Here is a 24478-nt window from a genome sequence, read left to right as displayed (position 1 = left end):
CGGGATTCCGACTCTCCTGCGATGTTCCGCGTCCGCCGGCGTGATGGCATAGGATTGGCGTCGGTGGTTCACGGTCCTCGCGTCAGTCGTGTCGACGATCACCGGAATCACCGTTCGTACGGTCCTGGCTCACGCCACACGCGGACATCGAGAACGGCCTCTGCATCCCCGGGATGCTTCGGCCTTCACGCTCAGGAGGAGCATGCCGACCACGGCAACCGCCGCATCGCGGCGCAAGAAGACGTCTCGTCGCGATGACGAGGCACCACTCATCCCGATCCTCGCGCGCAAGGTGCGCGAGATCGAGGCGAAGTCCCAGCGCGGAAAGCTCGGCCCGACCAATCGGGTCAAGTTCCAGGTGATCGCTTTCCTGGTGCGCGAGGAGCGCGCCAGGGTGAAGGCGGACACCGAGATCGTCGATTCCGCCAGGGCGGAGCTGCTCAAGCGGCTCGACGGCGTGGCGACGATCCTGGCGAAGACCGCGGCGCGCGACACCTCGCTGATCCAGCTGCTCGAGGCGGATCAGGCGACGTCGCCCGTGGCGAAGCGCATGCGTCGCGACTGGCTGCTCGAATCGGGTGCGGAGCTCGCGCCCGAGGAACTGATCATCGCGGACGTCGCTCCGGTGCAGACGCCCGTCGTCTCCGCGGCGATCGCCGAGCGCCAGGTCACGCCGCCGTCCGTCGAGGCGCGCCAGCTCGCCAACCCGTTCCTCGTGCCCGACCTCACGCCTCGCGCGGCCACCACGCCCCGCCGTCGTCTGGACGGCTGGGAGCTCATGGGCCCGCTGTACAAGTCGTTCGAGACGGGAGCCGGGGGAGGGGCGGCCAGCATGGATCTGCCTCCCGCACCCGAGTACGACCACCTCTCGCCCAAGGGGCTCGAGATCATGGTGCACCAGTCCCGTTTCCTCGAGGCCGTGCGAGAGGGCCATCGGAGCTTCCTGCTCGCCGATGAGCCCGGCCTGGGCAAGACCGCGCAGTCGGTGCTGGCCGCCTCCGTCGCCGGGGCCTACCCGCTGCTGGTCGTCGTGCCCAACGTCGTGAAGATGAACTGGGCCCGCGAGGTCGAGCGGTGGACGCCGCAGCGGCGCGCGACGGTGATCCAGGGCGACGGAACGGACATCGACGCCTTCGCCGACATCTTCATCGTGAACTATGAGATCCTCGACCGGCACATGTCGTGGCTCGCCTCGATCGGACTGCGGGGCATGGTCGTCGATGAAGCGCACTTCATCAAGAACCTCAGCTCGCAGCGTTCGCAGAACGTGCTGTCGCTCGCCAACCGGGTGCGCGAGCGCACCCCGGGCGGAAAGCCGCTCATGCTGGCGCTCACCGGAACCCCGCTCATCAACGACGTCGAGGACTTCGACGCGATCTGGCGCTTCCTCGGCTGGACCACGGGCGAGAAGCCCGGACCGGAGCTGATGGAGAAGCTCGACGCGACCGGGTTCACGCCGGCCGACAAGGCCTTCTATCCCGAGGCGCGTGAAGCGGTGATCTCGATGGGGATCGTCCGTCGGAAGAAGAAGGACGTCGCCGCCGATCTGCCGGACAAGCTCATCGCCGATCTGCCCGTGCAGCTCGACGACGAGTTCGGGCGCAGCATCCGCCAGGCGGAGCGCGAGCTGGGCGAGCGGCTCGCCGCGCGCTACCGTCGCATCCTTGAGGCCCGCGGCGACCGCGGGCTCGCGCCGGGGGAGATCGACGACGACATCGTGCGTCTCGTCTCGCAGAACGAGCTCGAGGAGTCCAAGGCCGCGGGAACCGGGGGCGACAACGTCTTCACCATGGTCCGCCGGATCGGACAGGCCAAGGCGCATCTCGCCGCGGACTACGCCGCCCAGCTGCAGCGCTCGGTCGGCAAGGTCGTGTTCTTCGCGAAGCACATCGACGTGATGGATCAGGCGGAGGCGCACTTCGCGTCTGTCGGGATCCGTGCGGTGTCGATCCGTGGAGATCAGACCACGACGACGCGCCAGCAGGCGATCGATGACTTCAACGGCGATCCGGGAGTCGGCATCGCCGTCTGCTCGCTCACCGCGGCGGGTGTGGGCCTCAACCTGCAGGCCGCATCGAACGTCGTGCTCGCGGAGCTCTCGTGGACGGCCGCCGAGCAGACGCAGGCGATCGACCGCGTGCACCGAATCGGTCAGGACGAGCCGGTGACCGCCTGGCGGATCATCGCGGCGCACACGATCGACGCGAAGATCGCGGAGCTCATCGACCAGAAGCAGGGGCTCGCCGCCCGTGCACTCGATGGCGAGGCCATGGACCAGGCTGCGGCCGAGCCCGTGCAGCTCGGTGCGCTCATGCACCTGCTCCGGGAGACGCTCGCCACCTCCTGAGCGAAGCAGTCCTCCGAGATCGGCGTCAAGAACCACGGTTCTTGACGCCGATCTCGCGCCGTACAGGGCGTGATCGCGAATATTCGGGAGATCGTGGCCGAACCTCGGGCAAGATCCGCGGTTTTCCTCCTCTCGAATGGCGCCCGCACGTCGCAGACCGATAGTGTCGATCGCAGGCACCGTCGCCTGTTCCCTTTCCCCTGAACCCGTCTGAGGCAAGCATGAAGATCGGCATTCTGACGAGCGGCGGCGACTGCCCCGGACTCAACGCGGTCATCCGCGGCATCGTGCTCAAGGGCACCACCACGTACGATCTCGAGTTCGTCGGCATCCGCGACGGATGGCGCGGAGTCGTCGACGGCGACTTCTTCCCGCTCACCCGTCACGAGGTCAAGGGACTCTCGAAGGTCGGCGGCACGATCCTCGGCACGAGCCGGACGAACCCGTACGAGGGGGAGCGCGGCGGAGCGGAGAACATCGCCAAGACCCTGTACGGCCACAAGATCGACGGAATCATCGCGATCGGCGGCGAGGGGACCCTGGCCGCGGCCGACCGTCTCGCGAAGGACGGCATCAACGTCATCGGCGTGCCCAAGACGATCGACAACGACCTGCGGGCGACCGACTACTCCTTCGGCTTCGACACCGCGGTGAACATCGCCACGGACGCCATGGATCGACTGCGCACCACGGGCGACTCCCACCAGCGCTGCATGGTCGCCGAGGTCATGGGACGTCACGTCGGATGGATCGCGCTGCACGCCGGCATGGCTGCGGGCGCCCACGCGATCTGCATCCCCGAGGTCCCGATGTCGATCGACGACATCTGCGATCTCGTCTCGAGCGCCCATGATCGCGGTCGCGCCCCGCTGGTCGTGGTGTCCGAGGGCTTCAAGCTGCTCGGCATGGACGAGGCCTTCAGCGACAAGGGCCTGGATGCCTTCAACCGCCCGCGTCTCGGCGGCATCGGCGATCAGCTCGCCCCGGCCATCGAGCGGATCACCGGCATCGAGACGCGTGCGACGATCCTCGGCCACATCCAGCGCGGCGGCTCCCCGTCGGCATTCGACCGCGTGCTCGCCACGCGCCTCGGTCTGCACGCCGCAGACGCGATCGTCGATGGCTCCTGGGGACAGATGGTCGCCATGCAGGGCACCGACATCGTGCGGGTCCCGTTCGCCGAGGCGCTGGGCGAGCTCAACACGGTTCCGCGCAGCCGGTACGACGAGGCCGCGGCGCTCTTCGGCTGAACACGGGACTCGGCTGAACACGGGACTCGCCCGAACGCGGGATGCGTCGCAGCGGAGCATCCTGAGTCCGGACCGTCGTCCTGATCCCGCGGGGTGACCACCCCGCGGGTCTCACTCCCGGGCGAGCCCCACCGTGTCGAGGATCCAGGCCAGCTCGAACGCGCGCTCCCGCCACGAGTTGTAGCGCCCGCTGACGCCGCCGTGCCCGGCGACCATCTCGCACTTGAGCAGCGCATCTGCGGCACCGGCGACGCGCAGCGCGGCGATCCACTTCGCCGGCTCCACGTAGAGCACGCGCGTGTCGTTGAGTGAGGTCACCGCGAGGATGCGGGGGTAGGCGACGCCGTCACGGACGTTCTCGTAGGGCGAGTACGACTTCATGTACTCGTAGACGTCGGCCCCGTGCAGCGGGTCTCCCCACTCGTCCCATTCGATGACGGTCAGGGGGAGCGAGGGATCGAGGATCGTGGTGAGGGCGTCCACGAAGGGAACAGCCGCCAGCACGCCGGCGAAGAGCTCGGGAGCGAGGTTGGTGATCGCCCCCATCAGCAGTCCACCCGCGCTGCCGCCCTCGGCGACCAGCGTCTCGGGGGAGGTGATCCCCTCGTCGACGAGGTGCCTGGCGCACGCCACGAAATCGGTGAACGTATTGCGCTTGTTCAGCAGTTTGCCGTCCTCGTACCACTGGCGCCCCATCTCACCCCCGCCGCGGACGTGCGCGACGGCGAAGACGATGCCGCGGTCGAGCTCCGAGAGGCGTGCGACCGAGAAGCCCGGGTCGATCGAGTGCTCGTACGACCCGTAGCCGTAGAGGTGCACGGGGCGAGGCTCGGCTCCGGGGGCGCCGAACGAGCGCTTCCAGACGAGTGAGATCGGCACTCTCGTGCCGTCGGATGCCGTCGCCCAGGCGCGCTCCTGGCCGTAGTCGAGCGGGTCGTAGCCGCCCAGCACCGATACCTGCTTGCGCAGCTCGAGCTCACGGGTGGCGAGGTCGAGCTCGTAGACCGTTCCGGGAGTGACGAACGAGGTGTACCCGAGCCGGAGGAACGGCGAATGCCACTCGGGGTTGCCGCTGACTCCCGCCGAGTACAGCGGCTCGTCGAAGACGACATCCTCCACGTCATCCGTCGCGTAGTCGAGGAGTCCGACGCGCTCCAGTCCCTCGCTGCGGTACTCCACGGTCGCGAAGTCGCGGAACGCGTCCATGCCGAGCAGTCGCCGGCCCGGCTCGTGCGCGAGCACCACGCGCCGTTCGCCGAGCGGGTCGGCGGCGGCCACCGAGACGAGCTCGAAGTCCAGAGCGCCGTCGTTGTGCAGGATGTAGAGCCGGTCCTCGCCGTCGACCACGGCGTGCTCGAGCGAGTACTCGACGCCCTCGCGACGCGGCCACACGATCTGCGGCGCCGCGGTCAGGTCACCGGACAGGTCGACGAGGTACTCCTCGCTCGTGATGCTGGAGCCGACGGCGATCACGAGGTACTTCCGGCTGCGCGTGATGCCCGCGCCGAGCCAGTACTTCTCGTCGGGCTCGTGGAAGAGCTTCACGTCATGCGTCACAGGGGTGCCGAGGCGGTGCAGCCAGAGGGTGTCGGGACGCCAGGCGTCGTCGCGCGTCGTGTAGAGGATGCCGGTGCCGTCGGGGGTGAAGAACGCGCCGCCGGTGTCGGGGATCTCGTCGGCGAGGGTCTCGCCGGTCACGAGGTCGCGAACGTGCACCGTATACAGCTCGTCACCCTCGAAGTCGGTGGCCCAGAGCATCTTCGTGGCATCGTCCGAGGTGTCGAAGGCGCCGAGCGAGAAGAACTCGTGTCCCTCTGCCTCGACGTTGCCGTCGAGCAGCACCGTCTCTCCCGGGACCGGGACACCGGGTTCGAGGACGGGAGGAGTCCAGTCTCCCTCGGCCGCGGCGGTGCGGCAGTGGATGCCGTACTGGGCGCCCTCCTCGGTGCGGCTGTAGTACCACCAGTCGCCGCGGCGGGTGGGGACCGAGAGGTCCGTCTCCTGAACGCGTCCCTTGATCTCCTGGAACAGCGTCTCCCGCAGCGGAGCCAGGTGATCGAGTTCGGCGTCGGTGTGCGCGTTCTCGGCCTCGAGGTGCGCGATCACCTCGGGGGAGTCCTTCGCGCGAAGCCACTCGTACGGATCGTCGAACGTGTCGCCGTGGTGAGTGCGGAGGGTCGAGCGGCGGTCTGCGATCGGAGCATCAGTCACGGGATCCACGCTAGCCCAGGTCGAGTTGACCGGCACTCGGGAGGGTGGGAAGATTCAACGGGGCCGGTTAACGGAAGTCAAACCCACGGTGAACTCTTCGTTCGTCACGTCGATCACGTCGACATCTCCTTCTTCCTCAACGACCGAAAGCGACCGGTGGAAACCGCAGCCCTCATCGTCGTGCTGGTGATCCTGCTGGCACTCTTCTTCGACTTCACCAACGGGTTCCACGACACCGCGAACGCGATGGCCACGCCCATCGCGACCGGCGCCCTCAAGCCCAAGACCGCGGTCCTCCTCGCGGCCGTGCTCAATCTGGTCGGAGCCTTCCTCTCGACGGAGGTCTCGAAGACCGTCTCGCACGGCATCATCCGGGAGGACACGATCCAGGGCGATGCGTTCCTGCCCATGATCTTCGCCGGGCTGATCGGCGCGATCACCTGGAACATGCTGACCTGGCTGCTCGGCCTGCCCTCGAGCTCCTCGCACGCGCTGTTCGGCGGACTGATCGGCGCGACGCTGGTCGGCGTCGGCGTGGGAGGAATCGACTTCGGCATGGTGCTGTCGAAGATCATCCTCCCGGCTCTGATCGCGCCGCTGACCGCCGGCATCATCGCCTTCGCGGCCACCAAGCTCGCCTACTCGATCACCCGGCGCTACGACGGCAAGCCCGACGGACGCGACGGCTTCCGGTGGGGACAGATCTTCACGTCGTCGCTCGTCGCCCTCGCGCACGGCACGAACGACGCGCAGAAGACCATGGGTGTCATCACGCTCGCGCTGATCACCGTCGGCTGGCAGAGCAGCTCGCAGGCGGATCCGCACCTGTGGGTCATCATCGCCTGCGCCGTCACGATCGCCCTCGGCACGTACCTCGGCGGATGGCGCATCATCCGCACACTCGGCAAGGGGCTCACCGAGGTCAAGCCGGCGCAGGGGTTCTCGGCCGAGAGCTCCACGGCCGCGACGATCCTCGCCTCCAGCGCGTTCGGCTTCGCGCTGTCGACCACTCAGGTCGCCTCGGGCTCGGTCATCGGCTCCGGCCTCGGCCGTCGCGGTTCGACCGTGCGCTGGCGGACAGCCGGGCGCATCGCGATCGGATGGCTGCTCACGCTTCCCGCCGCCGGCGCGGTCGGCGCTCTCGCGGCGCTGTTGATCACCTGGCTCGGCACCTGGGGCATCGCGATCGATGCGGTGCTCGCCCTCGTGGTCATCATCGGACTGTTCCTGCGTTCGCGCAAGGACGCCGTGACGCCCGCGAACGCGATGAGCGACGTGGCGGAATCCGGTCTCGCCATCGAGCACCCGGACATGCCGCCGCCCACCCGCCGTCAGCAGCGGGCGATCGAGGCGAAGGCCGAGGCCAAGGCGCGCGCCGACGCGCGGGAGAAGGCCAAGGCGAAGGCCAAGGCCGAGGCCAAGGAGAAGGCCGCGGCCAAAGCTGCCAAGCGCGGACCGAGCACCGGTGCCGCGCCCAGGATCGACAATGCCGGGACGACGGACAGCGAGGAGGCGAAGTGAGTGTCGACATCGACTGGAGCGCGTTCCTCCAGGTCTTCCTCGCCGCGCTGATCGGCGCATGCGCCGTCGTGACCTTCTATTCGCTGGGTCTGCGCCTGCTGGTGCGCAGCGGCCGCGCGCCGGTCGTGAGCCCGGCCGAGTTCACGGATGCCATCACCGTGATCACCGAGAAGGAGCTGCGTCGCGCGGCCAAGCAGGCGGCGAAGGCCGCGAAGAAGAGCCCGCTGACCGAGGCGCAGCGTCGGATCGCACTGCTCGGCGCCTACGGCTGCTTCGCGCTGTGCGCGGTCGCCGTCGTCGCCGGCATCCTCATCATCGTCGTCGGGCACTGATCGTCGACGGGCCCCGAGTCATCGTCCCGCGCTGAGCACCCGCTGAGCACCCGCTGAGGTGCCGCTCCTGCGTCCTCAGCGCAGCAGCCCCGCCACGAGTCGGTCGATGATCTCGTCGGTCGAGGTGTCGGGGTCGATGGGCGTGGTCAGCCGGTCGAGCAGGAGACCGTCGATGGCGTAGTGGAACAGCGCGATCTCATGCCGTCCGCCGGGCAGAGAGGCGGAGGCGTTGAAGGCGACGTCGGCCTCGAACCCCGCCCGCTGCCAGGCACCGAGCAGCGCGGCGACCTCGGGGCGTCGGCTGCTCTCGAGCCTCAACTCGAACAGTGCCACCGTCACGTCGCGGTCATCGCTGAGTCGTCTGACGATGTCACGCAGGTAGTCGGCGAACAGCTCGGCGCTCGGGGTCGCCGACGCCCGACGCGCCAGGTCGTCTTCGCTCGGCGCCAGACGCTCCCCGATCCGATCGACCAGTCCCTCGATGAGGGCGTCACGACTGCGGAAGTAGTTCGACGTCGTGCCGACCGGGAGTTCTGCGACCACGTCGACCCCGCGATGGGTGAGTCCGCGCGAGCCCTCCGTCGCGAGGATCGTCAGTCCCGCGTCCGCGATGAGCCGCCTGCGTGCCTCGTTCTTCGCCATCCGAGAACCCTATCGTGATCACTACACCTGACGTGGTGCCGAGCCGGGGCCGGTGTCGGAGCGCGGCCTAGGCTGGGAGCATGTCAGCGCATTCCGAGAGCGAGCACGTCTTCGGTCGCCACCAGCCCGCGTCTCACGTGATCATCCACGTGAGCGATCCGCATTTCCTCGCCGACGGTGCGCGACTGGGCGGGCGGTACGACGTCGAGTCGAACTTCGCCCGGACGCTCGAGGCCGTCCGCGCCGTGCATCCGCACCCCACGGCGATCGTCGTCACCGGCGATCTCGCCGATCTCGGCGAGCCGGATGCCTATCGTCGGCTCCGTGCGGCGGTCGAGCCGGTGGCCGAGGAGCTGGGCACCACCGTGGTGTGGGTGGCCGGAAACCACGATGAGCGCCCGGCGCTGCGCGAGGGACTGCTGGATCTGGCGCCGACCTCGGATCCGGTGACGGGCGTCTGGGATCTCGACGGACTGCGGCTCATCGCCCTCGACACGAGTGTTCCGGGCTGGCATCACGGCGATCTCGACGAGGGCCAGCTGTCGTGGCTGCGGGAGATCCTGCGTGAGCCGGCCCCGCACGGCACACTGCTCGCGATGCATCACCCGCCGCTGCCGAGTCACCTGCCGCTGTTCGACATCCTCGAGCTTCGTCATCAGGACGAGCTGGCCGAGGCGATCCGGGGGAGCGACGTGCGCGGGATCCTCGCCGGGCACCTGCACTATTCCGCACACGGGACGTTCGCGGGTGTGCCCGTCAGCGTCTCGTCGGCCACCTGCTACACCATGAACGTCGCGCGTCCCGCGGCCGACGTCAACGGCATGGATGCGGCGCAGGCGTTCCAGATCGTGCATGTGCGCGCCGACACGATCACGCACACCGTGGTGCCGGTCGTCGACGCGCCGACCGGAGACGTGTTCTCTCAGACCTGGGTCGAGCGCATGGCCGCGCTCAGCCCCGAGGAGCGGCTCGAGGTCTTCTCGCGGAAACGCTGATCGGGACACGTATCCCGGTGTGCGCATGTGCTCGGGCGTAGACTTGGGTCATCCCCCGCACTCCACACTCGCCACTACCCACAAGGATGTGACATGGCTTCTGCCGCGCCTACCCGTACCCGCACCGAGACCGATTCGCTCGGGAGCATGGAGATTCCCGCCGACGCGTACTGGGGGATCCATACCGCTCGCGCCGATGCGAACTTCCCGATCACCAAGCGTCCGATCTCGGTCTACCCCGATCTGGTGGTCGCTCTCGCGATGGTCAAGCAGGCGAGCGCCCGTGCGAACCGACAGATCGGCGTCCTCGATGCCGAGCGTGCCGATCTGATCGATCGTGCGGCGCAGCGGGTGATCGACGGCGAGTTCCACGACCAGTTCACGGTCGGCGTCATCCAGGGCGGCGCCGGCACCTCGACGAACATGAACGCGAACGAGGTCATCACCAACATCGCGCTCGAGCTCGCGGGTCGCGAGAAGGGCGACTACGCGTTCCTGTCGCCCATCGATCACACCAACCGCAGCCAGTCGACCAACGACGTCTACCCCACCGCGGTGAAGATCGGCCTCTCGCTCACGCTGCGCTCGCTGCTCGAGGAACTCGATCTCCTGCGGATTTCCTTCCTCAACAAGTCCCGCGAGTTCCACGACGTGTTGAAGGTCGGTCGCACGCAGCTGCAGGATGCCGTGCCGATGACCCTCGGCCAGGAGTTCCACGGCTTCGCCTCGACGCTCGGCTACGACCACACGCGTCTGACCGAGAACGCGTCGCTGATGTTCGAGATCAACATGGGCGCGACGGCGATCGGCACGGGAATCACCACACACGCCGACTACGCGCCCGCCGTGCTCAAGCACCTGCGCGAGATCACCACTCTCGACCTCGTGACCTCCGCCGACCTCGTCGAGGCCACCAGCGACACCGGTTCGTTCATGTCGTTCTCGTCGACCCTGAAGCGCAACGCGATGAAGCTGTCGAAGATCTGCAACGATCTGCGGCTGCTGTCGTCGGGGCCGCAGGCCGGTTTCGGCGAGATCAACCTCCCGGCGATGCAGGCCGGTTCCAGCATCATGCCGGGCAAGGTCAACCCGGTGATCCCCGAGGTCGTCAACCAGGTCGCCTTCGCCGTCGCGGGTGCCGACATGACCGTGACGATGGCGGCCGAGGCGGGTCAGCTGCAGCTGAACGCCTTCGAGCCGGTGATCGCGCACTCGATCTTCCAGTCGATCACCTGGATGCGTCAGGCCATGTGGACGCTTCGGGTGAACTGCGTCGACGGGATCACCGCGAACCGCGACCGTCTCGGCGCCATGGTCGGCGCATCCGTCGGCGTCATCACCGCACTCACCCCGTTCATCGGCTACGCGGCGGCTGCCGCCCTCGCGAAGACCGCTCTCCTCACGAACCGCAACGTCGCGGATCTGGTCGTCGAGGCCGGACTCATGTCTCGCGACGAGGTCATCAAGCAGCTGTCGCCTGCGCGTCTGTCGGGTCTCGAGGCGATCACCGCCGCGATCCCGGTCATCGCCTCCGAGGATCTGATCGAGATCTGAGCGGACTCCGCACACGACGAAGGGCCCGGCGGAGTCGCCGGGCCCTTCGTCGTCCGCGATGATGCGGGGTCTGCGGTCAGTCCTGCACGCGGCAGTGGGTCGTGAGTTCGCCGATGCCGTCGATGCCGACGGTGACGGTGGAACGGTCGCGGAGGAAGATCTGCGGATCGCGGGAGTAGCCCGCACCGCCGGGGCTGCCGGTGGAGATGAGGGTTCCCGGCAGCAGGGTCAGCGACTGCGAGAGGTGCGCGATGAGCTTCGCGACGGACCGCACCATCTGGTCGGTGCTGGCGTCCTGCACGGTCTGCCCGTCGACGACGGCCCAGATGTGGAGGTCCTGAGGATCCGCGATCTCATCGGCCGTGACGGCGAAGGGGCCGGTCGGGGTGAAGCCGTCGAACGACTTGCATCGCGACCACTGCGCCTCGGAGAACTGCACGTTGCGCGCCGTGATGTCGTTGACGACGGTGTAGCCCCATACGTGCGACAGGGCCTCGGCCTCTGCGACGTCCTTCGCCGGGGTGCCGATGAGCACCCCGAGCTCGGCCTCGTAGTCGACGGCCTCGCTCAGCGCGCGCGGCCAGGAGGTGGTCTGCTCATGGCCGGTGAGCGAGTTCGGCCACAGCGTGAACACCGTCGGCGCCGCGTCGGTCTTCAGACCGAGTTCGCTGGAGTGCGCGGCGTAGTTGAGTCCCACGGCGAGCACCGCCGGGGGAGCGATGACGGCGGATGCGTAGTCCCAGCCGTCGAGCGGATGCCGGGGCGCCTCGCCGTCGGCGACCGCCGAGCGCAGCGCGGCGAGAACCGGCTCACCGCCCTCGATCAGCTGCTGCAGAGTCGCAGGAGGGTCGGTGAGGAGATCGGAGACGAGGATGGCGTCGGCCCCCTCCACCACTGCGAGATGCACAGTCGAGGAGTCGGCACGGCGCAGATGAGCGAACCGCATACTCCTACGCTATCCGGTGCCGCCCCGGATCGGCTGGAGGAAGTCGCCAGACCCGGGCGGAGGAGCTTGTTCGCCATATGCTTTCGCTATGAGTTCCGGAGGACCGTCCCAGCCATCGCCCTACTCGCCGCCGCCCGCACAGCCGCAGCAACAGGGACAGCAGCCGCAGTACGGGCAGCCGCAGCCGCAGCACGGGCAGCCGCCGCAGTACTCGGCCCAGCAGTACGCGCAGTCGAACTACATGCCGCCGCAGTTCGCGCAGCAGCCCGTGTACGCGTCGGTGCTCGCGCAGCCGACCCCGTACTCGCCGCCGGCTCCTGCCGCGCCGTCGCCGGCACAGGGACTTCCCCCTCTTCCGCCCGGGCGACGGGGCGGCCGGATCGCTCTCTACTCGCTCTTCGGCTTCCTCGGTCTGCTGATGCTCGCTCTCGTGGCGTATTTCGGCCTGTTCCTCGGAGCGGCGGCGTCGGTCATCGGCCTGGTGCTCGCTCTCGTGCCGCTGGCCATCGTCTTCTTCGTCGTGCGCATGATCGACCGGTGGGAACCGGAGCCCAAGTCGCTGGTGTTCTTCGCGATCGCGTGGGGAGCCATCGCCGCGGTGGGCCTCACCCTGCTGGTCGATCTCGGTCTCACCGCGGTCCTCGGATTCCGCGGCGAGGTGGCGGGAGCAGTGGTCCAGGCCCCGATCGTCGAGGAGTTCTGGAAGGGCATCGGCGTCTTCCTGATCTTCCTGATCGCGCGCCGATCGTTCGACGGTCCGGTCGACGGCGTCGTCTACGGTGCGCTGGTCGGCGCCGGCTTCGCCTTCACCGAGAACATCCAGTACTTCGCGATCAGCCTCATCGAGGGTGGCGGCGGGCAGCTCACCGTGACCTTCATCCTGCGGGCGATCATGTCGCCGTTCGCGCACGCGATGTTCACCTCGCTGACGGGCCTGGCCATCGGCCTCGCGGCCCGTCGCCACGCCTCCAGCGGCGCGGCGCTCGGATTCGGCGTCCTCGGCATGCTCGGCGCGATGCTGCTGCACGGCCTGTGGAACGGATCGTCCTTCGTGAACTTCTTCCTGCTGTACTTCGTTCTGCAGGTTCCGCTGTTCGTCGGCTTCATCTTCGGCATCATCGCGTTGCGGCGGGAGGAGTCGCGCCTCACCAGGGCGCGACTCGGCGACTACGCCTCCGCCGGATGGTTCACCCCCGAGGAGGTCACGATGCTGGCGACGCCGGCCGGGCGCAAGACCGGGCTGGCCTGGGCATCGCAGCTGCGCGGCGACCGACGTCCCCTCATGCGGCAGTTCATCAAGGACGCGACGATGCTCGCCTCGGTGCGCCAGCGGGCGATCACCGGCCGCGACCCGATGGCCCCCGCCGACGAGCAGGCGCTGCTCGCGCGCACCCGTGCGGCGAGGGCGGCCCTGCTGGCGTACTGATCGCCACGGCGGGGGAGTGATCGCCTCGAGCGGTGTCGGGTCTGCCGTGGCAAAGACTCAGCGCCCGGTGCTGCGGCGATGCCTGCATGTCTACCGGGCGCTGAGTTGATCTGTAAACAGGGTGCACCCGGTATCGACGGGTGTCAAGACCTTCCGCGCTCGTGAGGACGGTCGCGCTGCCGGGGCGAGCGGGCAGGTTCTGACGTGTTCGCTGTGAGCGGGCGCCGTCGCGTTGACCCTGCCCCCGGTGCTCGGGTTGGATGGACATCATGACTGATCGCACAAAGCCTGAGTTCGACGCCCCCACCGGCCCCGCACCCGCGGAGCTCGTGGTCCGCGACATCATCGAAGGAGACGGGGCCGAGGCGAAGCCCGGCGACACCGTCACCGTGCACTACGCCGGAGTCGAGTTCGAGTCCGGCGAGGAGTTCGACTCTTCGTGGGGTCGTGGTGAGACCATCCAGTTCCCGCTGCGCGGCCTGATCCAGGGATGGCAGGACGGAATCCCCGGCATGAAGGAGGGCGGCCGACGTGAGCTCGTCATCCCGCCGCACCTCGCCTACGGTCCCGTCGGCGGTGGGCACTTCCTCTCCGGCAAGACGCTCATCTTCATCATCGACCTCGTGAAGGTCGGCTGACACCGACGAGCGACGAAGGAGCCGCACCCCGTCGGGGTCGGCGCCTTCTGCGAACGCGGACGACATTCGTCGCATACAGCGGAATATATGCGTACGCATGTAAGTTGTTACGCGTGACGCCGTGAACACGGCCCCTCATCCCTGCCGCCACCCGCGGCCCCCGTCTCCCGAGGAGAAAACCATGACCAGCATCGACATCCCGGGCTACCGTCCCGGCACCTACGTCCTCGACCCCGCCCACAGCGAGGTCACCTTCAGTGTCCGCCACATGATGATCTCCAAGGTGCGCGGCACCTTCGGTGTGAAGAGCGCGACGCTCACAGCCCCGGAGAACCCCCTCGAGACCACGGTCGAGGCCAGCGTCGACGTCACGTCCGTCGACACGAAGGACGAGGGCCGCGACCAGCACCTCCGCTCGGCCGAGTTCTTCGACACCGAGAACTTCCCGACCATGGACTTCGTCTCCACCGGTGCACGCGCCGAGAAGGGCGAGCTGTTCGTCGACGGTGACCTCACGATTCGCGGCATCACCAAGCCCGTCACGTTCGAGGTCGACTTCGGCGGCTTCGGCTCCGACCCGTGGGGCAACTACAAGGCGGGCGCGTCGGCGAAGGCCGTCATCAACCGCGAGGACTTCGGTCTGACCTGGAACGCCGCACTCGAGACCGGCGGCGTGCTCGTCGGCAAGGACGTCACGATCAACCTCGACCTGCAGGCGGCTCTGCAGCAGGACTGATCCCGCATCGCATCGGAGGACCCCGGGCCCGTGAGGGCTCGGGGTCCTCTCTGCATCCGGGGCCTGAGCGTTCGGAGTCTGCTCGCGTCGTGCGACGGGGTGGATGCCTGGTAGACTCGACAGGTTGCCGTTTGATCGGCCGCGGATAAAGAGAGCTCACGCATCAGGCGTCGGGCACCGCGCAACAAGTAGAGAGGGGATCGAATCTATGGCACTGGAAGCAGACGTCAAGAAGGCGATCATCGAAGAGTACGCGACGCACCCCGGTGACACCGGATCCCCCGAGGTGCAGGCCGCGATGCTGACGCAGCGCATCAAGGACCTCACCGAGCACCTGAAGGAGCACAAGCACGACCACCACTCGCGTCGTGGCCTCTTCCTGCTCGTGGGTCAGCGCCGTCGTCTGCTCGGCTACCTCCAGAGCGTCGACATCGAGCGTTACCGCTCGCTGATCGCTCGCCTGGGTCTCCGCCGATAACGCAGAGCGCTCGCGCGTACAATCGCGCAAAACATTCTTGAGAAGGCCGTCCCAGGTGTGGGGCGGCCTTCGTCATGTCCGGGGTTGATCTCTCGATCTCTTTCCAGTAGGAAAGTAATGTGCTTTCCTACTGGAAAGCGATCGGAGGACACGCGATGGAGCAGAAGCCGGTCCAGGGACAGGAGGCGCTCGCACCGCCGAGCGCGGAGCTCGCCCAGAGTTATCTCGACGAGGCGGATGCGGTGGTGCATCGACGCGGGCGTGTCGTCGATCGGCGAGGGCTGGCGTGGTTGCAGATCGCGAACGCCGTCATCACCGCCGTGTACCTCGTCGCGATGGCGGCGGCCCTGCGTGGCGACCATCACGCGGGGGCGAGCCAGGTGATGCTCTTCGGGTTCCTCCTGTGGGGGCAGCTGGCCAGCGGCATCGCGCAGCGCAATGGGATGCAGTGGCGCCTGACGCGGTCGCGTTGGCTGCTGTGGGTCTCAGGCGCGGTGTTGACGGTCGCGGCACTCGTCGTATTCGGCTTCGTGGTCTGGGATCCCCGATTTCCGACGATCGGGATGTGGATCCCTGCCGCGCTCGTGCTCATCGGGTATGGCGGCTACGGGGTGGTGCAGCTCGCTCGGGCGGCCGATGACGGTCCCCCTCCACGGTCGCATCCTGCCCCGCTCCCGCGCGGCGTGCGGTGGGGAACGATCGGCGTCGGCATCGCCGTCGGTGTGCTTGCGATGCTCGGGTCCTCGTCGGACGGGAATCTCACGAGCGCGCTGCTCCTGCTCGTCGTGCTGATGTTGTTCGCCTGGCTCATGGCGGGACGCACGGAGATGGGGCTCCCGGCCGTCGGTGCCTCCTGGCGCTGGCCTCACCTCGTTGCCTTCGCCGTATCCGCCTGCGTGCTGTCGCTGGCGGTGCTCGTCGATGACATTCCGGTTCTGGTCGGCGTGCTGAGCGGTCTGGGCATCATCGCCCTGTTCATCGCCGTCTCGTTCGCCCCCGGACGTGATCTGCGTGAGTGAGAGTCCATTTCGGCCGCACCCGCGGACCAGGCTCGACGACAACTTCGCGTCTCCGATCCGCTTCTCGCTCCTGGCATCGCTCGGCGACGGCGTCGAACTGGATTTCGCGGCGTTGCGCGAGATCCTCCAATGCGGTGATTCGCCATTGAGCAAGGCCATCTCGCACCTTCAGGCCGCGGAGTACGTCGTCGCCCGCAAGGTCAGCCTCGGCAATCGCCCACGCACGTGGGTCCACTCGACAGCGGCCGGTCGCGCGGCTTTCGCCGGCCACCTCCAGGCGCTGCGGGAGATCGTCGCGCTCGGCGGCGGCCCCTCGCTCTGATCGGTTCAGTTCCGGGGCGACACCAGGTCGGGGTGGTGGATCGCCGCGACATCGGGATGCGCGCGAAGGCGCGACTTCATCGCGTTCTCGCCATAGGTCGCGTGGATGGGGTTGCTCGGGTCCTCGGTGATCCCGGTCGCCTCGGCGGCGAGATCCGCGGGGAGCTCGAGCAGAGGCAGCTGCTGATCCAGCGCGGGGTTGAAGAAGAACGGGATCGAGATGCGCTCCTCGGGGGCGCGAGGCGAGATCACCCGGTGGTTGGTCGCCTTGAGGTAGCCACCGGTGGCGTACTCCAGAAGCTCACCGATGTTGACGACGAAGGCGCCGGGGACCGGCGGTGCGGACACCCATTCGCCGTCGCGCTCCACCTGGAGACCGCCCTTGCCCGGTTCGACCCACAGCAGCGTGAGCACGCCCGAGTCCTTGTGCGCGCCGACGCCCTGCTGCGGCTCGGGGTCGTGCGTGCCCGGATAGCGCACGATCTTGATGAGGGTCGACGGGTCGTGGAACGGCTCGTCGAAGTAGGACTCGTCCGCCCCCAGGGTGAGCGCCCAAGCGCGCAGCAGCTTGCGGGCGATCTCGGTCAGGGTGTCGTGCCATTCGGTGACGACGGCCTTGAGTTCGGGCTGCGCGGCGGGCCACAGGTTCGGACCGGTCAGTCGATTGAAGGCCGGGCCTCCCTCGAGGGGCTCGCGCTCGGGGCCGATGTCGATCTGCTCCCGCCAATCGACCTTGCCCTGCGTGCGCTCTCCGCCGATACGCGTGTAGCCGCGGAAGTGCGGACTCTTCACGTTCTCGATGGCGAGCTTGTCCTCCTCCGGGAGCGCGAAGAAGTCGAGGGCCGCCTGATGCAGACGTTCCTCGAGAGCGGGGGAGATGCCGGTGCCCGTCAGGTAGAAGAACCCCACGTCATGGGTCGCGGCGCGCAGATCGTCACGGAACCGCGCCGCGGCCTCGGGGCCGGCGTCGAGCTGGGACAGGTCGAGGATGGGGAGCGAGAGATCAGCCATGACCCGAGCGTAATTCGGCCCCGTCGCGGGTGGCGCTGTGTTGCGTCGCGTTACCCGTGGACGGCCCGGTGGGCGTGTGGTGAAACACGCATGGGCGGTGGTGCTAAAGTCTCTGGAGGTAAGGGATGCCTTACCTCATTTCTTGTGTCAGAGAGTGTTCCTCCGTGCTCGCCACCTTCCTCATCGGCCTCCGTGAAGGCCTCGAAGCCGCACTCGTCGTCGGCATCCTCGTCGCCTACCTCCGTCGGCTCGGACGCGGCGATGCGCTGCCGAGGCTCTGGATCGGAGTCGGACTCGCCATCGCCCTGGCGCTGGGCATCGGAGCGATCCTCACCTTCGGCGCCTACACTCTCACCTTCGAAGCGCAGGAGCTGATCGGCGGTCTGCTCTCCCTGCTCGCGGTGGGCATGGTGACCTGGATGATCTTCTGGATGCAGAAGGCCGGCCGCACCATGAAGGCGACCCTCGAGGGCGGGCTCGACCGGGCGCTCACCCAGGGCGGCATCTGGGCGCTGATCGCGATCGGGTTCGTCTCCGTCGCACGCGAGGGCATCGAGACCACGCTTCTGCTGTGGTCGATGGTGCAGTCGTTCGGTGACGCACCGACCGCGCTCATCGGTGCCGTCCTCGGTCTGCTCGTCGCCGTGGTGATCGGCTGGCTCCTCGCGCGCGGTGCGGTGCGACTCGACCTCCGTCGGTTCTTCACCTGGACGAGCGGATTCCTCGTCATCGTCGCGGCCGGTGTCCTCGCCTACGCCGTCATGGATCTGCAGGAGGCCGGAGCGCTGCCAGGGCCCTTCACGGCCGCGGCACCGATCGACGCGGTCACAGGCGCCGTGGCGCTCGGCTGGGCTGCTTTCCCCTTCGGCTGGGCCTTCGACGTCACGAGCGTCATCGCTCCGGACAGCGCCTGGGCGACCGTCCTCCAGGCGACCGTCGGCTTCATGCCCCGCATGACCTGGCTCCAGGTCGCCGCGTGGTCGGTGTACATCCTCATCGTCGGATTCTTCTTCATTCGCGGGCTGCGATCGCGTCGCCCCGCCACCCCTCGCCCGTCTGCCACCGTGTCCTCGGACAGCGGCGCGACGGCCACCCTCACCCAGCAAGGAGCAGCATGACCACCTCTCGTCGAATCCTCTGTGCCGTCGCCGCAGCAGGCGCGGCCGCACTCGTCCTGAGCGGATGCGTCGCGAAGAGCGACGTCGCCTCCGGTGCGGCGTTCGATGTGTCGTCGACGGATTCCGCGTGCGCCGTGTCCGGTGCCACGGCGGCGAGCGGCACCCTGACCTTCGACGTGAAGAACGACAGCGGGCAGACGTCCGAGTTCTACCTCCTGGCTGAGGACGGCCTGCGCATCGTCGGCGAGGTCGAGAACATCGCGCCGTCCGCGTCGCGCACGTTGACCGTCGTCGCCCAGCCCGGGAAGTACTTCACCCTGTGCAAGCCGGGCATGATCGGCGAGGGCGTCGGCAAGTCGGAATTCACGGTCACCGGAGACCGGGTCGAGGTCGCCGGTGAGGACTCCGAGCAGAAGCAGCAGGCAGTGGACCTCTACGCCGCCTTCGTGAAGGATCAGGTCGGACAGCTCGTGCCCTCCGTGGAGGAGCTCGTCGCCGCGTACGAATCGGGCGACGACGAGAGCGCGCGCACGCTCTTCCCGCAGACGCGCGCCTTCTACGAGCGCATCGAGCCTGTCGCCGAGGCGCTCGGAACACTCGACCCCCGCATCGACTACCGCGAGGTGGACGCCGTGGCGGAAGGGCTCGACTGGACGGGCTTCCACCGCATCGAGAAGGACCTGTGGGTGCCGGCGCAGGATGCTCTCAACGCCGACGGCGAGACGCCGGCCTGGCAGGACTGGGTGCCGTCGACGCCCCAGGAGCGCGCGGACTACGGCGACCAGCTGATGGCCGACGTGCAGGAGCTGTACGAGTACGTGCACTCCGATGACTTCACCACGGCGCTGGACGATCAGGGCATCGGCGGTATCTCCAACGGCGCCATCGCGCTGCTCGACGAGGTCGCGACGGGCAAGATCTCGGGCGAGGAGGACTGGTGGTCGGGTACCGACCTCTACGACTTCGCGGCGAACGTCGAGGGGTCGAAGATGGCGTTCTCCCTGGTGCAGGACTTCGCGACGGCGCAGGGCGACGACGGCGCCGCGCTGGTGTCCGAGATCGAGGACGGATACACCGCCCTCGAGGGGTCTCTGGCGGCCCATGGCTCCCTCGCCGACGGATTCGTCGGCTACTCGGAGCTCACGGATGCCGACAAGCGCGAGTTCACCGATCTCATCAACGCCCTCGCGGAGCCGCTGTCGCAGCTCACCGGCACGGTCCTCGACTGATCCGAAGGGTACGGTCTCGCACGTGGACGAACGATCGAACGACGCCGCAGCCGCGGACTCCGCGCCGGTGCCGGATCCTGCGGCCTCGGCACCCTCGTCGGGGGGTCTGAGCCGGCGAGGTCTGCTCGGACTCGCGCTCGGCGGCGGGGTCGCATCCCTCGCGGCAGGCGTCGGAGCGGGCTTCGTCGGTGGTGCCGCGGTGGCGAGGGCGGAGGCGGTCGAGGACGCGCAGCGAGCATACGACTTCTTCGGTGCGCATCAGGCGGGCATCACCACGCCCGTGCAGGAGCATCTGCACTTCGCCGCGTTCGACATGATGCCCCGGACCGACCGCGACGACCTGATCTCGCTGCTGCAGGACTGGTCGTACGCGGCCTCCAGGATGGCTGCGGGACTCGAGGTGAGCGCCACCGGCGCTGTCGGCGGGGACGCCGAGGTGCCTCCCGACGACACCGGCGAGGCGCTGGGCCTGCCGGCAGCGTCGCTCACGATCACGATCGGCTTCGGACCGAGCCTGTTCGAGAACGATGAGGGGGATCGCTACGGCATCGCGGCGCGGCGACCCGAGGGGCTCGAACGGCTGCCGGCGTTCCTGGGCGATGACCTCGACCCGCAGTCCTCCCACGGCGACCTCTGCATCCAGGCCTGCGCCGACGACCCGCAGGTGGCGGTGCACGCGATACGCAACCTCAGCCGCATCGCCTTCGGGCGCGCCCGGCTGCGCTGGTCGCAGCTCGGCTTCGGCAAGACGTCGCGCACGACCTCGGCGCAGGCCACTCCGCGCAATCTCTTCGGCTACAAGGACGGCACGGCCAACATCCTCGCGGACGACGCCGATGCCCTCGCGGCGCACGTCTGGGTCGGTGCGGACGACGAGCCCGCCTGGTTGGCCGGCGGGTCGTACCTCGTGGCCCGCAGGATCGCGATGCTGATCGAGACCTGGGACCGGGTGCGCCTGTCGGAACAGGACACGATCGTCGGGCGGGACAAGGGCTCGGGCGCTCCTCTCTCGGGTGGTGACGAGTTCACCGCGCCCGACTTCGGCACCTCCGCCATCGACGCGAACTCGCACGTGCGGCTCGCGCACCCGGAGCAGAACGGAGGCATCCGCATCCTGCGCCGCGGCTTCAACTACGTCAACGGCAACAACGACCTCGGGCGCCTCGACGCGGGGCTGTTCTTCCTCTCGTACCAGCGGGATCCCGCGCAGTTCATCAGCCTCCAGCGAGCCCTCTCCACGGATCGCATGAACGAGTACATCCGACACGTGGGATCGGGTATCTGGGCGGTCCCGCGCGGCGCGCGACAGGGGTCCTACGTCGGCGCGGAGCTCTTCGCCTGACCTTCTCCGGAGTCAGACGTCGAGGAGGTCGGCGACGAAGGCCGCCATCGAGTCCGCTCCGAAGTGGTCGTCGGCGCTGATGGTCACCACCGCATCCCCGGCGAAGAGGATCAGCTGACCGTGTGCGCCGTGCAGTCGCCACTGGCGTCCGGGGCCGTCCCAGCCCGCGAGCGCATACCGCCGGTACCCGGGGTTCTCGCCCGAGGCGACCCAGTCGGAGTGCATCCCGTCGACGAGTTCCGCGGAGACGAGGCGCACGCCCTCCCATTCACCGCGGTCGCGGATGAGTCGTCCGAGTCTCGACATCTCCTCGGTGCGCAGAGCGATGCCGCTGCCGGCGACGACCCGACCCCGCGGGCAGCGCTCCCAGGCGATGTCGCCGAGACCCAGCGGGTCGAGCAGCCTCGGCCGCAGATACTCGAGGATGTCGCCGGTCCGCGACGCCAGCACCGCCATCGCGGTGTAGCTGCTGGCATTGGAGTACTGGAACACGCGTCCGCGCGCCATCCGCCCGAGGAACTCGCGGGCGAGATCGGGCCAGTCGGTCATCAGGGTCTCCGAGTAGGGAAGGTCGATGCCGCTCGACATCGTGAGCAGATGCCGGAGGGTCACCTCGTCGACACCGTCGCCGAGGACGACGTCCGGCACGTACTCGGCGACGGGTGCATCGAGCGAGACGAGCCCCTCGTCCGCGGCGATGCCGGCGGCGAGCACGCACACCGCCTTCGCCACGGAGTGGATCTCCTCGCGGACATCCTCGGTCCACCGGTGCTCGGCGACGTCGTCGCCGATGCGCACGTGCAGTCCGTGCGCGACGAAGTCCGTCGCGTCGCTCTGCTCGACGATGAGATCTCGGATCCGCTCGGCTCGGGTCACCGCTTCACACTCGCGTCCGGGGTCTGCCGGGGGCGACGGGAGCCGGTCGGGTCGCTGCGGTGGCCCTGCCTGCCGGTGAGCTCCGGATCGGCGAACAGCCAGCGCGGCCGGGGCTCTACGAGGGGGCGGAAGATCGACCGCACCGGCTTCGTCGCGAGAGCCAGGGCGAGGACGACCGACAGCAGGGTCACGAGCGGCAGCCACAGCCAGGTCGGATCGAGGTCGCGCAGCACTCCGGACTCTCGGAACGGGTAGAGCACGAAGGAGTGCAGCAGGAACACGTACATCGTGTACTGGCCGAACCGGGTCCACCAGTGGGTGCCGCGGGGGATGAGGGCGAAGAACGCGGCGCTGAGGATGACCGCAAGCAGCATCAACGCGATGCGCGCGCCACCCGCCCACCACTGCTCGCCGCCGAGATCCGCATACGCGTCCTCATAGAAGAACCACCGACCGAGGTCGACCTGCTTCCAGATGTCGATCCAGTTCCACGCCGCGAAGCCCGCGATCGCGAGCACGCACAGGGCCGTCGCCCTGACCCACCACGGGCGCACGTCGAGCAGGCGGAGGCGCGTGACGATGTCGCGGTCGCGCAGCCACCATCCCAGCGCGAAGAACGGCAGCAGTCCGAGGGTGCGTGACAGCGAGAACGTGCTGTCGACGTTGGGCAGATAGCCCACGCCCACCGAGATGATCACGGTCCACAGCAGCGGCCAGCGCAGCAGGGCGAGATAGGGGAGGACCAGACGGAAGATCCCCAGCGCCAGCAGGAACCAGAGCGTCCACGACGGCTTGGTGAAGTTCGGATCCGCCTGTCCTTCGACGAACCACTTCGTCAGCGTCCAGAGGAACTCGAAGATGACGTAGGGGACGAGGATGTCGGTGATGACCCTCGCCATCTGCACCCGGGTGGGGGAGCCGGATTTCGAGAAGTAGCCGGAGATGATCGCGAATGCCGGCATGTGGAACGCGTACAGCGCGAGATACGCGGCGAGGGCGATGTCGGAGTCGTACGTGAGGCGCTGGATCGCGTGTCCGAGCACCACCAGCACGATGCAGGCGTACCGTGCGTTGTCCCAGAAGGGGACCCTCTTGCGCGGTCTCGGGGCGGACGTGGTGGCGGGGCTCGTCGGGTCGGCTCCGGTGCTGTGCATGCTCCGAGGCTACTCGGGGAATAAAGTTGCTGGCATCGCGTTGACTCAGATACATTCACATGAATAGAACCGGATGCGCGGCACCCGATTCGAGAAGACGGAGCAATCATGAGCGAGCAGGCAGGCGTCCCGGTGCAGTTCGGCATCATGTCGGTCAGCGACATCACCCGCGATCCCACGACCGGCAACACGCCGAGCGAGCAGGAGCGCATCAAGGCGACCCTGCGGATCGCCACGCACGCGGAGGAGGTCGGTCTCGACGTCTTCGCGATCGGCGAGCACCACAACCCGCCGTTCTGGTCGTCCAGCCCCACCACGTTCCTCGCTGCGCTCGCCGCGCAGACCGAGCGTCTGATCGTGTCGACCTCGACGACCCTCATCACCACGAACGACCCGGTGCGCATCGCCGAGGAGTACGCGATGCTCCAGCACGTGTCGGACGGCCGCATGGACCTCATGCTGGGTCGCGGCAACACCGGACCGGTGTATCCGTGGTTCGGCCAGGACATCCGCCAGGGCCTTCCGCTCGCGATCGAGAACTACGCGCTGCTGCACAAGCTGTGGCGGGAGGACGTCGTGGACTGGGAGGGCAAGTTCCGCACACCCCTGCAGGGCTTCACCTCGACTCCGCGTCCCCTCGACGGTGTCGCTCCGTTCGTCTGGCACGGCTCGATCCGTACACCGGAGATCGCCGAGCAGGCCGCCTACTACGGCGACGGGTTCTTCGCGAACAACATCTTCTGGCCCAAGGAGCACTATCAGCGTCTGATCGAGCTGTACCGTCAGCGCTACGCGCACTACGGACACGGCGCGCCGGAGCAGGCGATCGTCGGTCTGGGCGGTCAGGTGTTCATGGCGGCGAAGTCGCAGGATGCCGTGAACCGGTTCCGCCCGTACTTCGACAACGCCCCTGTGTACGGGCACGGTCCGAGCATGGAGGACTTCACCGAGATGACCCCGCTCACTGTCGGGTCGCCGCAGCAGGTGATCGACCGCTATGCCGCGATGCGCGAGCACTACGGGGACTACCAGCGGCAGCTCTTCCTCATCGACCACGCCGGTCTTCCTCTGAAGACCGTGCTCGAGCAGCTCGACATCCTGGGCTCCGAGGTCGTGCCGGTGCTGCGCAAGGAGCTGGCGAAGGATCGTCCGGCGAACGTCCCGGACGCGCCAACCCATGCGTCGCGAGTGCTGGCCGAGTTCGGCGACGGCCCGACGCGTCAGGCGCGGCCCGGAGCGAACCGGGGCGACAACCTCACGGGTGACTCGCCCTACCAGGACACGCCCGCTCCCGCCGGTTCCGCCTTCGGTCTGAGCCGGAAGGGCGCCTGA

The 24478-nt window shown here is 68.2% G+C and carries 22 protein-coding genes; 16 read left to right on the top strand and 6 right to left on the bottom strand.

Annotated features, from left to right (window positions below; translation table 11 throughout):
- Positions 1-202 precede the first annotated feature (202 nt).
- The gene (locus ABTZ43_RS02080) at positions 203-2347 is read left to right on the top strand and encodes a DEAD/DEAH box helicase (protein WP_149423227.1); all 2145 of its coding nucleotides are present in this window, start codon (positions 203-205) and stop codon (positions 2345-2347) included.
- A 221-nt stretch (positions 2348-2568) separates the two neighbouring features.
- Complete coding sequence (locus ABTZ43_RS02075) at positions 2569-3597, top strand: ATP-dependent 6-phosphofructokinase (RefSeq protein ID WP_350537665.1); 1029 nt, start codon at positions 2569-2571, stop codon at positions 3595-3597.
- A 111-nt stretch (positions 3598-3708) separates the two neighbouring features.
- Here ABTZ43_RS02075 and ABTZ43_RS02070 read toward each other — a convergent pair whose 3' ends face one another.
- On the bottom strand, positions 3709-5808 hold the full coding sequence (locus ABTZ43_RS02070; protein ID WP_350537664.1) for a S9 family peptidase: 2100 nt from the start codon (positions 5806-5808) through the stop codon (positions 3709-3711).
- A gap of 156 nt (positions 5809-5964) precedes the next feature.
- Here ABTZ43_RS02070 and ABTZ43_RS02065 point away from each other — a divergent pair, with 156 nt between their 5' ends.
- Both ABTZ43_RS02065 and ABTZ43_RS02060 read left to right on the top strand, forming a co-directional pair.
- The gene (locus tag ABTZ43_RS02065; RefSeq protein ID WP_314096552.1) at positions 5965-7329 is read left to right on the top strand and encodes an inorganic phosphate transporter; all 1365 of its coding nucleotides are present in this window, start codon (positions 5965-5967) and stop codon (positions 7327-7329) included.
- Positions 7326-7661: a hypothetical protein gene (locus tag ABTZ43_RS02060; protein ID WP_056416781.1), complete on the top strand. Its 336-nt coding sequence runs from the start codon at positions 7326-7328 to the stop codon at positions 7659-7661. The genes ABTZ43_RS02065 and ABTZ43_RS02060 overlap by 4 nt, the downstream gene beginning before the upstream one ends.
- A gap of 75 nt (positions 7662-7736) precedes the next feature.
- Here the strand turns inward: ABTZ43_RS02060 and ABTZ43_RS02055 are convergent, their stop codons facing one another.
- Positions 7737-8303 carry a TetR/AcrR family transcriptional regulator gene (locus ABTZ43_RS02055; protein WP_350537663.1) on the bottom strand — a complete coding sequence of 189 codons (567 nt, stop codon included), beginning with the start codon at positions 8301-8303 and terminating at the stop codon, positions 7737-7739.
- 80 nt (positions 8304-8383) lie between these two features.
- Here ABTZ43_RS02055 and ABTZ43_RS02050 point away from each other — a divergent pair, with 80 nt between their 5' ends.
- On the top strand, positions 8384-9298 hold the full coding sequence (locus tag ABTZ43_RS02050; protein WP_350537662.1) for a metallophosphoesterase: 915 nt from the start codon (positions 8384-8386) through the stop codon (positions 9296-9298).
- 93 nt (positions 9299-9391) lie between these two features.
- Positions 9392-10852, top strand: a complete 1461-nt coding sequence (locus ABTZ43_RS02045; protein ID WP_350537661.1) for an aspartate ammonia-lyase — start codon at positions 9392-9394, stop codon at positions 10850-10852.
- A 76-nt stretch (positions 10853-10928) separates the two neighbouring features.
- Here ABTZ43_RS02045 and ABTZ43_RS02040 read toward each other — a convergent pair whose 3' ends face one another.
- Positions 10929-11798 (bottom strand): fumarylacetoacetate hydrolase family protein, encoded by an 870-nt coding sequence (locus ABTZ43_RS02040; RefSeq protein WP_056416792.1) that lies wholly within the window; start codon positions 11796-11798, stop codon positions 10929-10931.
- Positions 11799-11886: 88 nt separating this feature from the next.
- Here ABTZ43_RS02040 and ABTZ43_RS02035 point away from each other — a divergent pair, with 88 nt between their 5' ends.
- The 6 genes from ABTZ43_RS02035 to ABTZ43_RS02010 all read left to right on the top strand — a co-directional run bounded on the left by ABTZ43_RS02035 (position 11887) and on the right by ABTZ43_RS02010 (position 16417).
- Entirely contained in the window at positions 11887-13224 is a 1338-nt protein-coding gene (locus tag ABTZ43_RS02035; protein ID WP_350537660.1) for a PrsW family intramembrane metalloprotease, read from the top strand.
- A 269-nt stretch (positions 13225-13493) separates the two neighbouring features.
- Positions 13494-13862, top strand: a complete 369-nt coding sequence (locus ABTZ43_RS02030; protein ID WP_045255339.1) for an FKBP-type peptidyl-prolyl cis-trans isomerase — start codon at positions 13494-13496, stop codon at positions 13860-13862.
- Between the two features lie 181 nt (positions 13863-14043).
- Entirely contained in the window at positions 14044-14598 is a 555-nt protein-coding gene (locus ABTZ43_RS02025; protein ID WP_056416795.1) for a YceI family protein, read from the top strand.
- A gap of 208 nt (positions 14599-14806) precedes the next feature.
- Positions 14807-15076 carry a 30S ribosomal protein S15 gene (rpsO, locus tag ABTZ43_RS02020; protein WP_017203073.1) on the top strand — a complete coding sequence of 90 codons (270 nt, stop codon included), beginning with the start codon at positions 14807-14809 and terminating at the stop codon, positions 15074-15076.
- Between the two features lie 119 nt (positions 15077-15195).
- Entirely contained in the window at positions 15196-16095 is a 900-nt protein-coding gene (locus tag ABTZ43_RS02015) for a hypothetical protein (protein ID WP_350537659.1), read from the top strand.
- Positions 16088-16417 carry a transcriptional regulator gene (locus ABTZ43_RS02010; RefSeq protein ID WP_350537658.1) on the top strand — a complete coding sequence of 110 codons (330 nt, stop codon included), beginning with the start codon at positions 16088-16090 and terminating at the stop codon, positions 16415-16417. The genes ABTZ43_RS02015 and ABTZ43_RS02010 overlap by 8 nt, the downstream gene beginning before the upstream one ends.
- A 5-nt stretch (positions 16418-16422) precedes the next feature.
- Here ABTZ43_RS02010 and ABTZ43_RS02005 read toward each other — a convergent pair whose 3' ends face one another.
- Positions 16423-17427 carry an isopenicillin N synthase family dioxygenase gene (locus ABTZ43_RS02005; RefSeq protein WP_350537657.1) on the bottom strand — a complete coding sequence of 335 codons (1005 nt, stop codon included), beginning with the start codon at positions 17425-17427 and terminating at the stop codon, positions 16423-16425.
- 164 nt (positions 17428-17591) lie between these two features.
- On the opposite strand from ABTZ43_RS02005, the gene efeU reads away from it, so the two are divergent.
- From efeU to efeB, 3 genes are read left to right on the top strand one after another with little or no spacing between them, the layout of a single operon-like run.
- Positions 17592-18545 carry an iron uptake transporter permease EfeU gene (gene efeU / locus ABTZ43_RS02000; protein WP_149423219.1) on the top strand — a complete coding sequence of 318 codons (954 nt, stop codon included), beginning with the start codon at positions 17592-17594 and terminating at the stop codon, positions 18543-18545.
- The gene (efeO, locus tag ABTZ43_RS01995; protein ID WP_350537656.1) at positions 18542-19774 is read left to right on the top strand and encodes an iron uptake system protein EfeO; all 1233 of its coding nucleotides are present in this window, start codon (positions 18542-18544) and stop codon (positions 19772-19774) included. The genes efeU and efeO overlap by 4 nt, the downstream gene beginning before the upstream one ends.
- 22 nt (positions 19775-19796) lie before the next feature.
- Positions 19797-21116: an iron uptake transporter deferrochelatase/peroxidase subunit gene (gene efeB, locus ABTZ43_RS01990; protein WP_502885297.1), complete on the top strand. Its 1320-nt coding sequence runs from the start codon at positions 19797-19799 to the stop codon at positions 21114-21116.
- Between the two features lie 12 nt (positions 21117-21128).
- Here efeB and ABTZ43_RS01985 read toward each other — a convergent pair whose 3' ends face one another.
- Together ABTZ43_RS01985 and ABTZ43_RS01980 are read right to left on the bottom strand one after the other, a co-directional pair.
- A complete protein-coding gene (locus ABTZ43_RS01985; RefSeq protein ID WP_350537655.1) occupies positions 21129-21992 on the bottom strand; it encodes a serine hydrolase domain-containing protein in 864 nt (287 codons plus the stop codon).
- Positions 21989-23146: an acyltransferase family protein gene (locus ABTZ43_RS01980; protein ID WP_350537654.1), complete on the bottom strand. Its 1158-nt coding sequence runs from the start codon at positions 23144-23146 to the stop codon at positions 21989-21991. Before ABTZ43_RS01980 ends, ABTZ43_RS01985 begins: the two co-directional genes overlap by 4 nt.
- 108 nt (positions 23147-23254) lie before the next feature.
- Between ABTZ43_RS01980 and ABTZ43_RS01975 the strand changes: the two genes are divergently transcribed.
- Entirely contained in the window at positions 23255-24478 is a 1224-nt protein-coding gene (locus tag ABTZ43_RS01975) for an LLM class flavin-dependent oxidoreductase (RefSeq protein WP_056416821.1), read from the top strand.

The organism is Microbacterium sp. NPDC097977 (assembly GCF_040302605.1).
Classification (GTDB): domain Bacteria; phylum Actinomycetota; class Actinomycetes; order Actinomycetales; family Microbacteriaceae; genus Microbacterium.
Note: the sequence above shows the minus strand (reverse complement) of the source record. Positions and strands in the feature narration are given on the sequence as shown.

Bases quoted from the DNA above. Each gene is read 5' to 3' on its own strand.
- ABTZ43_RS02080 (WP_149423227.1), top strand. From the start codon at position 203: ATGCCGACCACGGCAACCGCCGCATCGCGGCGCAAGAAGACGTCTCGT.
- ABTZ43_RS02075 (WP_350537665.1), top strand. From the start codon at position 2,569: ATGAAGATCGGCATTCTGACGAGCGGCGGCGACTGCCCCGGACTCAAC.
- ABTZ43_RS02055 (WP_350537663.1), bottom strand. From the start codon at position 8,303: ATGGCGAAGAACGAGGCACGCAGGCGGCTCATCGCGGACGCGGGACTG.
- ABTZ43_RS02050 (WP_350537662.1), top strand. From the start codon at position 8,384: ATGTCAGCGCATTCCGAGAGCGAGCACGTCTTCGGTCGCCACCAGCCC.
- ABTZ43_RS02045 (WP_350537661.1), top strand. From the start codon at position 9,392: ATGGCTTCTGCCGCGCCTACCCGTACCCGCACCGAGACCGATTCGCTC.
- ABTZ43_RS02040 (WP_056416792.1), bottom strand. From the start codon at position 11,798: ATGCGGTTCGCTCATCTGCGCCGTGCCGACTCCTCGACTGTGCATCTC.
- ABTZ43_RS02035 (WP_350537660.1), top strand. From the start codon at position 11,887: ATGAGTTCCGGAGGACCGTCCCAGCCATCGCCCTACTCGCCGCCGCCC.
- ABTZ43_RS02030 (WP_045255339.1), top strand. From the start codon at position 13,494: ATGACTGATCGCACAAAGCCTGAGTTCGACGCCCCCACCGGCCCCGCA.
- ABTZ43_RS02025 (WP_056416795.1), top strand. From the start codon at position 14,044: ATGACCAGCATCGACATCCCGGGCTACCGTCCCGGCACCTACGTCCTC.
- rpsO (WP_017203073.1), top strand. From the start codon at position 14,807: ATGGCACTGGAAGCAGACGTCAAGAAGGCGATCATCGAAGAGTACGCG.
- ABTZ43_RS02005 (WP_350537657.1), bottom strand. From the start codon at position 17,427: ATGGCTGATCTCTCGCTCCCCATCCTCGACCTGTCCCAGCTCGACGCC.
- efeO (WP_350537656.1), top strand. From the start codon at position 18,542: ATGACCACCTCTCGTCGAATCCTCTGTGCCGTCGCCGCAGCAGGCGCG.
- ABTZ43_RS01980 (WP_350537654.1), bottom strand. From the start codon at position 23,146: ATGCACAGCACCGGAGCCGACCCGACGAGCCCCGCCACCACGTCCGCC.
- ABTZ43_RS01975 (WP_056416821.1), top strand. From the start codon at position 23,255: ATGAGCGAGCAGGCAGGCGTCCCGGTGCAGTTCGGCATCATGTCGGTC.